Source organism: Alkalicoccus halolimnae, assembly GCF_008014775.2.
Classification (GTDB): Bacteria; Bacillota; Bacilli; order Bacillales; family Salisediminibacteriaceae; genus Alkalicoccus; species Alkalicoccus halolimnae.
On sequence record NZ_CP144914.1, the window covers coordinates 393690 to 406108 of the forward strand.

10 protein-coding genes, 1 pseudogene and 1 riboswitch are annotated in these 12419 nt (G+C 47.7%); of the genes and pseudogenes, 9 read left to right on the top strand and 2 right to left on the bottom strand.

Annotated elements, in window-relative coordinates; genetic code table 11:
- Nucleotides 1-4: 4 nt before the first annotated feature.
- The 5 genes and pseudogenes from FTX54_RS16775 to uraH form a co-directional block, all read left to right on the top strand.
- A pseudogene (locus tag FTX54_RS16775) lies at nucleotides 5-502 on the top strand (nucleotidyltransferase family protein); the annotation flags it as partial.
- A 94-nt stretch (nucleotides 503-596) separates the two neighbouring features.
- Nucleotides 597-696: riboswitch (purine riboswitch) on the top strand.
- Nucleotides 697-883: 187 nt separating this feature from the next.
- A complete protein-coding gene (locus tag FTX54_RS01770; RefSeq protein WP_147804174.1) occupies nucleotides 884-2236 on the top strand; it encodes a 5'-deoxyadenosine deaminase in 1353 nt (450 codons plus the stop codon).
- A 17-nt stretch (nucleotides 2237-2253) separates the two neighbouring features.
- Nucleotides 2254-2769, top strand: a complete 516-nt coding sequence (gene uraD, locus FTX54_RS01775; protein ID WP_147804173.1) for a 2-oxo-4-hydroxy-4-carboxy-5-ureidoimidazoline decarboxylase — start codon at nucleotides 2254-2256, stop codon at nucleotides 2767-2769.
- A gap of 152 nt (nucleotides 2770-2921) precedes the next feature.
- Nucleotides 2922-3857 (top strand): factor-independent urate hydroxylase, encoded by a 936-nt coding sequence (pucL, locus tag FTX54_RS01780; RefSeq protein WP_147804172.1) that lies wholly within the window; start codon nucleotides 2922-2924, stop codon nucleotides 3855-3857.
- Entirely contained in the window at nucleotides 3854-4216 is a 363-nt protein-coding gene (gene uraH, locus FTX54_RS01785; RefSeq protein ID WP_147804171.1) for a hydroxyisourate hydrolase, read from the top strand. Before pucL ends, uraH begins: the two co-directional genes overlap by 4 nt.
- Nucleotides 4217-4478: 262 nt before the next feature.
- Here uraH and FTX54_RS01790 read toward each other — a convergent pair whose 3' ends face one another.
- Complete coding sequence (locus FTX54_RS01790; protein WP_147804170.1) at nucleotides 4479-5711, bottom strand: pyridoxal-phosphate-dependent aminotransferase family protein; 1233 nt, start codon at nucleotides 5709-5711, stop codon at nucleotides 4479-4481.
- A 2-nt stretch (nucleotides 5712-5713) separates the two neighbouring features.
- Nucleotides 5714-6952 carry a Zn-dependent hydrolase gene (locus tag FTX54_RS01795; protein ID WP_147804169.1) on the bottom strand — a complete coding sequence of 413 codons (1239 nt, stop codon included), beginning with the start codon at nucleotides 6950-6952 and terminating at the stop codon, nucleotides 5714-5716.
- Between the two features lie 411 nt (nucleotides 6953-7363).
- On the opposite strand from FTX54_RS01795, the gene FTX54_RS01800 reads away from it, so the two are divergent.
- From FTX54_RS01800 to lepB, 4 genes are all read left to right on the top strand, one after another.
- Nucleotides 7364-8959, top strand: a complete 1596-nt coding sequence (locus FTX54_RS01800; protein ID WP_147804167.1) for a PucR family transcriptional regulator — start codon at nucleotides 7364-7366, stop codon at nucleotides 8957-8959.
- An 86-nt stretch (nucleotides 8960-9045) separates the two neighbouring features.
- Nucleotides 9046-10335, top strand: a complete 1290-nt coding sequence (gene allB, locus FTX54_RS01805; protein WP_187254590.1) for an allantoinase AllB — start codon at nucleotides 9046-9048, stop codon at nucleotides 10333-10335.
- Between the two features lie 86 nt (nucleotides 10336-10421).
- Nucleotides 10422-11228, top strand: a complete 807-nt coding sequence (locus FTX54_RS01810) for a FixH family protein (RefSeq protein WP_147804165.1) — start codon at nucleotides 10422-10424, stop codon at nucleotides 11226-11228.
- 501 nt (nucleotides 11229-11729) lie between these two features.
- A complete protein-coding gene (gene lepB, locus FTX54_RS01815; RefSeq protein ID WP_246125644.1) occupies nucleotides 11730-12245 on the top strand; it encodes a signal peptidase I in 516 nt (171 codons plus the stop codon).
- The last annotated feature ends 174 nt before the right edge of the window (nucleotides 12246-12419 follow it).

Genomic DNA, 12419 nt, shown 5'->3' on the forward strand with positions numbered 1-12419 from the left:
TAAGATGACATTGAAAACGTGTGCAGTCATTTTAGCTGCAGGAACTTCAACACGAATGGGGAGTACAAAACAGCTCGCGGAGCTGAACGGAAAGCCGATGGTTCTCTGGGTGAGGGATGCAGCCCTGAGTCACATGGATGAAGTTATTATTGTAACCGGACATGAGGCAGAACAAGTAGAAGAACTGGTCCGTCATCCCCGGGTGAAAGTCATATATAACAAACATTATCAAAAAGGACAGGGGAGCTCCCTCCAGGCCGGCTTGGCAGGCGTTCATCATCTTACTAAAAGCGTCCTTGTGATGCTGGCAGATCAGCCCTTTCTCCCTCCGCCTATTATCGATCGCATACTGGAAGGAGGAAGAAAGCAGCTGGAAGAAGGGAAAAAACCTTTTGCCATCCGTCCTGTCTACAAAGGCGTGCCGGGCCATCCCGTTTTTCTCGGGAATGTCCATGCGGTAAAATCATTCCCTTTGAGTGAAGATGCAGGAGGGAGGAGGATGCTTAAACAGCTTCCGGTAATTGAATATGAGGTGAATGAAGCGATGGTGACGTTTGATATCGATACTCCGGACCACTTGAACAGAGCCCGTAATTTCATATCCAAGTTTGATTTTTCGTATAACCTGTACGATATGGGTGCAGGGTCTCTAACAGGAACCGTAAAATCCTGACTACGGAAAAAGGCAGTAAAGAATGCCTTTTTCCGTAGTTTTTTTCATCAGAAACCGCAAGCCTTCCAGAGAATCCCAAAACGGCCCTGCGCCCCATGGAAACGAAAGCGGCTGGTTACAGAAGCAGAGACTAATTATTAAGTTCAACATATATGGAGATTTTATTTTCAAGAAAACGTACATTTAAACCGAAGGATAAGGAGGCACCCGATGAAATCCCTGCTCATTAAAAACGCTGAACTGATAACGATGAACAAACAGGAAGAGGTATTCACAGGAGATATTTATATTAAAGGGGATACGATTAAAGATATAGGTAAAAACCTTCACTACCCAAAAGCAGACCGGATAATCGATGCTTCGGGCAGAGTGATTACGCCGGGATTTATTCAAACACATGTCCACCTCTGCCAGACTATTTTCCGTGGAAAGGGAGACGATCTGGAACTGATGGACTGGCTGAAAAAACGTATCTGGCCTCTTGAAGCCGCCCACGACGCCGATTCGATTTATTACTCGGCAATGCTCGGATTAGGAGAAATGATCCGCAGTGGTACAACATCGATCGTAGATATGGAGACGGTCCATCATACCGATTCGGCATTTCAAGCCATTGAACAGTCAGGGATACGGGCGCTCTCCGGGAAAGTCATGATGGATAAAGGAGAGGAAGTGCCGGCAGCACTTCAGGAAACGACGGAAGCATCCCTTCAGGAAAGCAATGATCTTATGGAAAAGTGGCACGGTAAAGATAACGGACGTATTAAGTACGCGTACTCTCCGCGCTTTGTTATTTCCTGTACAGAGGAACTGCTTAGAGAGGTAGCCTCCTTATCGAAAATCAGCAAAGCCTTCGTACACACCCACGCCTCAGAAAACCGCGGGGAAATTGCCATTGTGGAAGCGGAGACGGGCATGCGGAATGTGGAGTACCTGAATTATCTGGGACTTGCTAACGAGAGGCTGATTTTAGCCCACTGCGTCTGGCTGGATGAAGCAGAAAAAGAAATTATCCGCAGACGACGGGTGAATGTCACCCACTGCCCTGGTTCCAATCTGAAGCTCGCATCAGGTGTCGCTGATATTCCTTCCCTGCTGAATGCGCATGTGTGCGTCAGCCTCGGGGCAGATGGAGCCCCGTGTAACAACAATCTGGATATGATGAACGAAATGCGCCTCGCTGCTTTAATTCATAAACCGGAGCATGGACCGACTGCTATGGATGCAAAAACGGTGTTCCGTATGGCAACTATTGCCGGAGCAAAAGCGATGGGGATGGAGCACGAAATCGGCAGTCTGGAAGTAGGGAAAAAAGCAGATCTGGTCATGCTTAATTTAAATGATTTTCATACCTACCCCTCCTACGATGTGGATACGATTTCCCGTATCGTTTATTCGGCAACAAGAGCTGATGTGGAGACAACGATTATTAATGGAAAGATTGTAATGGAAAACCATCAGCTGAAAACCGTTGATAAAGATATCGTACTGAGAGAAGCGGATGGAGCTGTGAAAAGACTGATCAGCCGCATTCCGGATCTTGCAGCAAAAGCAGGCGTTTAAAATGGGAGGAGAACTGTATGTATTCGATAGATCAAATCAATAATATGCAGAAAGCAGCGTTTATTAACGAAATCGGCCGTGTGTTTGAGCACTCCCCCTGGGTGGCGGAAAGAAGCTGGAAGGAGCACCCTTTTGAGGACAAGCAGGGCATGGAAAATGTTCTGCTCCGCGTCATGTGGGAAGCGGAAGAAGACCTGCAGCTTTCTCTTCTCCGCGCCCATCCTGATCTCGGAACAAAACTCGAAGTAACAGCATCCTCCCTTGCTGAGCAGAAACAGGCGGGATTAAACGACCTTTCAGAAGAAGAGTTTTCCCTGCTTTCTTTTTTGAATCGGAAGTATACGGATCAGTTCGGCTTTCCGTTTATCATGGCTGTCAAAGGAAAAACAAAAATAGAAATTATCAGCTCCATGCAGAGACGTATTCATCAATCCGCGGAGAAAGAAAAAACGACAGCTCTTAAAGAAGTAGAGAAAATAGCCTTATTCAGATTGAACGAGCTGGCAGCGGATAATAGGATAAGGCTCGGTTAAAAGCTCTTTTCAGAGCCACCAAAGCAGAATTTTTCTGCACGATTCGTGTTTCACAGTTCAGAAGTATTATGAAATTCCTTCAGCTGTGGAGGCAGAAAAAGCAGCTTAAAACAATGACTAGAACTGATATAAACAGAAAGGGTTTGGTGACTATGCAGACAAAAGCAGTAACCGCTGAAAGGACGATGTATTACGGGAAAAAAGATGTATTCGTCTACCGTACGTATGCTTCCCCGCTTCAAGTCCAGCCTATTCCTGAATCCTCCTTTACGGGACGGAGCAATACAATTATGGCAATGGATATTCAGGCAGCTCTTAAAGGGAAAGCATTTCTTTCTTCTTTCAAGGACGGCGACAACTCCCTTGTCATTGCGACAGATTCCATGAAAAATTTCATACTGCATCAGGCCGGAGAATTTACCGGATCTACAATGGATGACTTGCTTCAATACACAGCAGTTAAATTTCTGGAAACATATGACCATATTCAAGGAGTGGAAATGTCGGGGACACAGCTGCCTTTTAAAGAATCAGGAGAAGACGGGGCAGCTGAAACAGTATACCGCGAACACGCCTGCGAGAAGCCTTACGCAGCGGTGGAGGCCGTCCGCAGAGAGGATGGCACAATTGTCCTGGAGGAGCACGTGAGCGGAGTAACTTCCCTGCATTTAATTAAAGTGAAAGGAAGTTCCTTTGCTGGATTTATCCGGGATGAATATACGACACTTCCAGAGACAACAGACCGGCCGCTGTTTATTTATCTGGATATATTCTGGCGCTACAGCAATAAGAATCATATGAGGGAAAACTACGCAGCGGCCGAACAGATCCAGCACATTGCAGAAAGCGTCTTCCGCGAACTGGACTCCCCGTCTATTCAAAAATTGATTTTTGACATCGGGTGCCGCATCCTGAAACGTTTTCCACAGCTGGCAGAAGTCTCATTCGAATCGAATAACCGGACGTGGGAGACGATCCGGGAGGAGATTCCGGGATCGAAGGAAGGGAAAGTATTCACTGAACCGCGTCCTCCTTATGGATTTCAAGGTTTTACAGTATTTCGGGAAGATATGGAGGAAGAAATATGAGCGGAAAACTGACAACACATGTGCTTGATACGAGTATTGGCAGACCAGCATCCGGCATATTAGTGGAATTGTGGAGATATGAACCGAAAGCGGGGGAGTTCCAGAAAATTTGTGAAGGAAGAGTAAAGGAAAATGGCCGATTTGACAAGCCGCTTCTCGAAGGAACGGAAATGAGAACTGGAAGATATGAAATGCTGTTCCACGTTTATGACTATTTTCAATCGCAGGAGGTGTATCAGACAGAGCCGCCTTTTTATAATGTGATTCCTGTCAGTTTCGGGATTGCTGATGCTGCTGAACATTATCACGTGCCGCTTCTCATCGCCCCGGGAGGCTACAGTACATACCGGGGAAGCTGATGGCGGATGACCCTCAAAATCTGCAGAGGTATTATAAGAAATTCCGGAGAAGCCTGGAGGCCGTGTCAATCCTCTTTTTCTTTCCGGAAATGCTGCTTTGAAAATAAAGTCGATAAGCGATAAGTGTGTGCCTTCGTTTCCATGGGGACGCTTTCCGGGTGCGCCCTAGGAAACGAAGGCGGAGGTGCACCACTTAAATACTTTATTTTCAAGGCAGCCTCTGGAAAAAGGGAAGAGGGTATAAACGGAAAGCTCCTCAGCGTCAGGCGGAAGCGGTAACGCCTGTATACATTTTCAAAGCGGTCTGGACGGCTTCGCCGCGATTCGCTTCAAACCCATGAGCAAGGAGAGCAGCTTCCAGCGCAAAAAGAACGTGATAGACATTTTCTTTTCGGGCACTGTAGCCCATTGCACCGATCCGCCATATTTTTCCCTGCAGTGGCCCGAACGAGGAAGCAATTTCCACGCCGAATTCTTCCAGCATCATCCTGCGTACGCCGGCTTCGTCAACATGATCAGGGACAGTCACACAGGTGACGACCGGAAGTTTCCAGCTGTGGTCGTTGTAAATCGTTAGTCCCATTGCTTTGATGCCTGCAGCAATTGCTTTTTCATGAGAGAGGTGCCGGGAAATTCTTGCTTCCAGTCCTTCTTCCTCGATAACACGAAGGCTTTCATAAAGGGCATAGAGCATGGAAGTAGCTTCGGTGTGATGATTAAGCCGCCGCGGGCTCCAATAATCCTGGAGCTGAGTCAAATCCAGGTAGTTGCTTTGTATTCTGCGGCTGTGATCGGCGGCATCTTCTTTTTCACTGCGGATCCCTTTTTCCACCTGCTTTCGTTCCTGCATAACCTTCTCTGCTCTGCTGTTATAGGAGATGGGGGAAGACCCGGAAGGTCCGGAAATGCATTTCTGGGTTCCGCCTGCTATCGCATCAATATACCAGTCGTCCATACGAAGCTCGACTCCGCCGACGGTAGCGACGGCGTCAACGATAAACAGCCGGTCCGTGCTTCGGCAGAATCGGCCGATATCTTTCAAAGGCTGCAGACAGCCTGTAGAGGTTTCTCCATGAACAATCGCAGTAATTTTCGGATTCAGCCGTTTTATTTCGTCAGTCACTTCCTGGGGGTCAAAAACTTCCCCCCACGGTTTTTCAATCACGTGTACCGAAGCGCCGCAGCGCTCAGCAATTTCAGTCAGAAGGTAGCCGAAGCGTCCAAAAATGGGTACGAGCACTTTATCCCCCGGCTCAATTAAACTGCACATCACTGCTTCCATACCGGAGCGCGAGGTGCCGTCTATTGGAAAGGCCCACTGGTTATCCGTTAAAAAGAGGCGGCGGACTGCTTCCATCGTCTGATTCATCAAGTCGGTAAAAACAGGGTCAAACTGACCAATAATTGGGTTGCTTAAGGCCTGAAGCACTCTGGGATCCGCCTCAACGGGACCCGGGGTCATAATCGTCCGCTTCGGCGGGATGAATCTATTCATAATTACCTCTCCTTCTGAGGGCAGTAGGCCCACGAATATAAAATATCTTTCAGGAGCGCCAGTCCGCTTTCCAGATGAAGCGGGTCCGTAAATTCCATGGGGTCGTGGCTTATCCCGTCTTTGCTTGGTACAAAGAGAAGGGCGGAAGGAATGCTTCGCCCCATTACCTGCGCATCGTGGCCTGCTCCGCTGTACATGATCCGGTAGTTTTGGCCCCGGTCTTTGCAGAGGTGTTCGATTTCGCTTATCATACCGCCATCCATTGCGACCGGATCCACGCTCATAAAGCATTCACTGGATATCGACAGACGATAAAAACGGGCCGTTGCCCTCATCGCTTCCTCTATAGTTTCGCAGACAGTTTCAAGTACTTTCTTTTCCGGGTGGCGAATGTCGATGGAAAAGGACACATAGCCGGGGATAACATTAACGGAATTTGGACTCGCTTCAATCTGACCTACTGTTGCTACAGCAGGATCCCCCAGTCTTCTGACTATATCGAGCGTTTTCTGAATCATCGCGCTTGCGCCTTCCATGGCGTCGCGACGCATTGTCATCGGGGTGGTGCCAGCATGGTCTGCTTTTCCGGTAACATGAACAGTGAATCGTTTCTGGCCTGTCACAGCCGCGGCAATTCCAATATCCTGCGCCTGCTTTTCCAGCAGACAGCCCTGCTCGATGTGCAGTTCAACAAAACGCTGCACGTCGCTGCGTCCCCCGGGAACAAGAGGATTGAGAAAACCTGCCTTTTCTTTAGCTTCTATAAGAGAGGTTCCGGCAGGGTCTTTTATTTCCTGGAGGTCGGCTTCTATATATTCTCCGGTCACATAGGATGAGCCTAAATACGTGTAAGGAAAGCGGCTGCCTTCTTCTTCGCAGAAAATGACTACTTCCATTGTTTTATGAGGTTTTCCTTTCAACGCTGCAAGTTCTGAGACCGCGAGGATAGAACTGATAATTCCATAGGAACCGTCGTATTTCCCACCCTGCCTGACGCTGTCGAGATGAGAGCCTGTAAGAATGACCTCATCTGTTTCTCCCTGTATGCGTCCGAAAAGATTCCCGACGCTGTCAGTGGTAACGTCAAAACCCAGCTGACGCATCCATTCCTGCAGAGCTTTTAATGCTCTGCTCCATGATTCAGTATATACAAGGCGGGTAACTCCGTTTTTTTCTTCAGGATCGGTAAAAGAAGCGAGCCACTCGATCATTTCCTGCAGGTCCGTCTTTTCGGTTTTCAAATAGTTTCCTCCTCTGCACGCAGTGGTTTCTTAACAGGCGCTATGGAAACAGCTTTTTCTTTTCAGCTGTGTCGATAAATATAGAAAGCTTCGCTTCAGCCGCCCGGAAAGCGCCCCAGTGGGAACGAAAGCGCACGTTCGTTTCTTATATACTCTATTTTCAAGGCAGCTTTCTTTTTAAAAGTGTACGATGAGATTTTTTGGATGTCACTGGTTAAAGTGCATAAAAATAAAAACAGCGGTGGATACCCAGCCCAAAAAGCCTGCCTTAATCAATAGCTCCGCTAAAGAAAGCGTTGCTGTTGATCGGAAAAAATCCGCAGCAGCACACCTGCCAAAGAACTGTTATATAAAGGAGAATAGGCTCTGGAAAGATAACCTTACAAAGAAATACAGGGGGGAGGAGAGGAAATGGAATTACACCTGCTGATGCAGCAGTCCGCGCTCGTACATTCCCAGATCATAGCTGGCAGAGACGGATTAATGAGGAGAGTGTCTTCCGTTAATACGATGGATGCTCCCGATATTCTGGAATACCTGGAAGAAGGGCAGCTTTTATTGACTACCGGTTATTCGCTGAAAGACAATCTGGAGCGGCTTCCGGACATGATCCGGAGAATGCATGAGCGGGGATGCGCGGGGCTTGGAATAAAATCGAAAAAGTTTTTAGGAGGGATATCCGAAGAGGCGGCACGTGCTGCTTCAGATCTTTCCTTTCCCCTGTTCGAGCTTCCCCCGGATATTTCTCTCGGACGTCTGGTGCATGACTCGCTGGCCCTTGTATTGAAAAGCCGGGAACAGGAGCTGCAGGAATCAAAGTACTTCCACGAAAAATTGAGCGGTCTGCTGCACCAGGAAGGAGGGTTAACGCTTGTCATGCGCGAAATGGAAAGGACATTAGCATGCCGCATTTCTCTTATGAATGCGAGAAAGGAACTACTTTATACCAGGTCCGGGGAAAATCAGGAAGAGCTGACTTCTCTCTTTATTCCAGACGGAGAGCGAAGGTTTTATACCTGTGAAAACAGCCGGGGAGGAATGTGGACGCTGTATCCCGTTGAAGCTGGTCATCGATGCAATGGTATGCTTGTTTTTGACAGGGAAATGACCGAGTCGCAGCCGCAGGCCCTTCTTGTTTCCCACGCAGCGAATGTAATTTCTTTTGAATTAATGAAACAGCAGGCAGTTACGCAGCACGACCGGATGATGAAAAACGCCTTTTTTAACGATGTGCTGGAAGGGAGATTCCGCACAAATGCAGAAATCAGCTCCCGGGGAAGCTATTACGGAGTGGAAGAGGAAACGATGTATTTAACGGCGGCGGCTCAGCTGGATACTTTCTCGATGGAGGAGGGGGAACGGATGCTTTATGAAAAGAAGGCTGAAGTATATGATCTGCTGAGTGAACTTCTTCCCGCACTTCTCCCATCCCACATTCTTTTTATGAAAGGAGAGCTTTTCGTTATTCTTACAGGGGTCCATTTTATGCATGAAGAAGTTGAAGAGGACTTCATTAAAGTTCTCACGGACCTGCAGCTTGCCTGCAGTGAAAGGCTGAACGCAAGTCTTTCTTTTGGGATAGGAAACGCAGCACCTCAGCTGACAGACTTAAAACGGACCTGGCAGGAATCAGTTGAAGCACTTCATACTGGTCTTCAGCTCTATAAAACATCTTTTGTACAGACGAGCCGGACGAAGGGGCTGAAAGAGCTTATCAGTATGACGGCTGATCAGAACAGACGATCTTTTGTTAAGTATGAGCTTTATCCGCTGCTTCACCTTGCAAATGAAAAAGAACGGTCGATCCTTATCCAGACGCTTACTGCCTTTCTTGAAGAAAATTGTCATATCTCCAATACAGCTGAGAGGCTGGACATCCACCGCAATACAGTATTGTTCCGCATCCATAAATGTGAAGAGCTGCTGGCAAAGGATATTAAAGATCCCTATACCTCCCTCTCCCTGCGAATGGCCCTTTACATTCAGAAAGAGTGGAAAGATTCCTGAAAAGAACAGCATTCCGGAATTTGTAGAAAGCGGTTTGAACCGATTACCAAATATCAGGAAAAACAAAGATGGCGGAGGGGTTAAGAATGGAGCTGCTTATCCAGAACGCAGAAATTTATAGAGGGAAAAACTGGGAGACAAAAGACCTGTTTCTCAAAGACGGAAAAATACAGCAGATTCTTCCGAAAGGTTCCGGCCGTTCAGAAAATAAATGGAATGCAGCAGGACAAAAAGTACTTCCAGGCCTACTTGATATCCATGTTCACTTAAATGAGCCCGGTCGTGCAGATTGGGAAGGGATGAAAACCGGAACGGCTGCTTTAGCTGCAGGAGGAGTTACTACCTTTTTTGATATGCCGCTGAACTGCAGTCCGCCGACAGCTACAGCGGAGCGGGTACGCGAAAAGCAGCGGCTGGCAGAAAGGAAGTCCCTGATAAACAGCGGCTGGTGGGGAGCTTTACTGCCTGGGCACCTCAAGGATTTACCCGAGATGAAAGAAGCCGGAGTTATCGGTTTTAAAACGTTTATGTCTGCCTCAGGCATCGAGGAATTCCCCCATGCCGAGGACGGATTTCTCCTGGAGGGAATGGAGAAAATTGCTTCACTCGGTATGGTGCTGGCCGTGCATGCAGAATCCAATGCGGTTATTAATTATTTAACGGCAAAAGTGAAGGCGGAAAACGGGGCTGCTATGCTTGATTATGCAAAGACAAGACCGCCGGCAGCGGAAGCAGAGGCAGTGCAGCGCATCCTCGCATTCGCCGAAGTAACAGGATGTTCCGTACATATCTGTCATGTAAGCAGCGAAGCGGTAGTCCGGATTATAGCTGAAGCCAAGAGACGGGGAATAGATGTAACCGCAGAGACGTGCCCCCATTATTTATGCTTTTCCCTTGAAGAAGCGGCGCAAATAGGGTCAGCGGCTAAATGTGCCCCGCCGATTCGTTCCGACAAAGAGGCGCTGTGGCAGGCTCTTCGGGACGGGGATCTGGACTTCGTCAGTTCCGATCATTCTCCTTCGCCGCCCCACATGAAAAAGGGAAACCTGTTTGACAGCTGGGGAGGGGTAGCCGGGGCACAGCAGACGATTGATGTCCTGTTAACAGAAGGTTTTCACAAAAGAAACATTCCGCTTGAAGAAATCCTTCCATGGGTGACAACGAATCCCGCAGCCCGCTTTGGTTTCCGGGGCAGAAAAGGACAGATTGAAGAAGGCGCAGATGCCGATCTGACCATTGTTAACACAGAAGAAAAATGGGTGCTGAAAGAGGAGGATCTGTACCAGCGTCATAAAGTTTCTCCTTATCTGGGAAAAACGTTTACGGGAAAAGTTACCTGCACGATCGTTGGAGGAATCGTTGTTTACAAGCCGTAAACCCGAAGCGTCACAGTTATTTCACTTTCTATTCTGCGAAGGGAAACGTAAAATAAGAAGGGAGCAAACGCAGAGGAGTGGAAGGAATGAGAAAAGCATTACTTACTTTAGGTGTTTCCCTTGCTGCACTGACTGCCTGTGGTACGGAAGAAGAAAACAATGCAGGCGGAGCTGTCAGTGTGGACGACGTAAACCTGGAGCAGCTGGAAGTGGAAATCGATGCCCCGGAAGCGATTGACCCGGGAGAAGAAGCCGAACTCAAAGCCTTCGTCACACAGGGGGAAGAGTCTATAGATGATGCAGATGAAGTAATGTTTGAAGTGTGGCCGGAAGGAGCTAAATCAGAAAGTGAAATGGTCGAGGCCGATTTTTCCGGAGAAGAAGGTTGGTATGAAACAAGCTACACCTTCGACGAAGAGGCACACTACCATGTTCAGGCTCATACAACAGCCCGCGGGATGCACGTTATGCCTGTCCATGAGATGAAAGTAGGTAATCCGGAAGAGGCAGAAGACGAGACCTCAGAGGAACATCAAGAACACAGTGAATCAGAGATGCATGGCGGGGACGAGGCCCATGACCATAGTTATAACGAGGACTTTACGGCACACCTTCAAACGTCCGGCGAAAGTCAGACCGGGGAAGACATCACTCTGGAAACAGAGGCTTCCTGGCAGGAAGAAAGCTGGACGGAAGGAGAAGTGACCTACGAAGTGTGGAAGCATGGAGATGAAGCACGGGAATGGATCGACGCCGAGGAAACAGAGGAGGGCAGCTACGAAGCGGGGCATGTCTTTGAAGAAGCCGGAGATTATCATATCGTCGTTCATGCTTCGGATGAAAATATTCACGAACACGTAGAGTTTTTCATTGAAATTAAAGAAGAGGAATAGCAGACAGAAGCTGCCCGGTTGGTGACGGGGCAGCTTTTTTCAGCCGCGCAGATAACCCGGAAACGAAAAATGCCTGAGCCGTTTTCTAAGCACGGGAAAGCCTGGGATGAATGAGTTTTCGGAGCTTCGGTCACCCGCCCGCAAGCAGAATAATCATCCGGAAACCGTGTATAAAAATGGGACTTTTTCTGGGAATATCGTATATAAAAGAGGTTTACTTCAGTGAAAAAAAAGGAAGGAGGAGAATATTACACAAGAAAGGGGGCTTTTTTTATGCTTCGTACAATATTAATGGTGATCGGTGCACTCGTGGTAATTAGCTTTATCATTAGTATGCTGTAATTATAATAGTAAGTACCGCCGTCACCAGAATCACGGCGGTTTTTTACTGTTTTAATACATAAGTGCTGTTAAGAGAAATAGTTTTCGGTGAATCCTTCCTGGAAATGTGCTATGATAACGATGAAAATGTATGTTTCACCTGATAAAGGGGGATGCCGAGTGGAAGAAAAAAAGAAAAAAGGCTCCTGGCTTATACCGATCATTCTTGCGGTAGCTGTAGCTTTTGTCGTTCGCTCTTTTTTCATTGCGCCGTACGTGGTGGAAGGAGCATCAATGGAACCATCTCTTGAAAATAACGACCGGATTTTAGTGAATAAAACAACGACGTGGCTCGGGGAGTTTGAGCGCGGCGATATTATTATTATTGAAGACGAAGAAAACCGCCACTACGTGAAGCGGATTATTGCCCTCCCGGGAGAAACGCTGGAAATGGCAGACGGATCGCTGACGGTGGAAGGCGAAGAAATTGAAGAGCCTTATGTTAAAGAACTGGAGCTTTACGCGGAGCAGCTTGAAGAAGTAACAATGGCCGAAGACGAATACTTCGTTATGGGAGACAACCGCGGAAACAGCATGGACAGCCGGAATGGATTAGGATATATCGATGAAGATAATATCGTAGGCCGCTCAGCTGTAGTGTTCTTTCCCCTTTCAAATATGCAGATGACGAACTAAAGCAGAGGAGGCTGTCTCACAAAGTACATCGAGACAGCCAGGTAAGCACGCTCGGAGCCCGACAATATGTTAAAAAGCCTGTTAGACTGCGATTTGTCTAACAGGCTTTTGTCTGTGCGAAGCCGTGCTCCTGTTCTTATGGATCAGCTCCTTTTTCTATCTTCTCAATGTCTT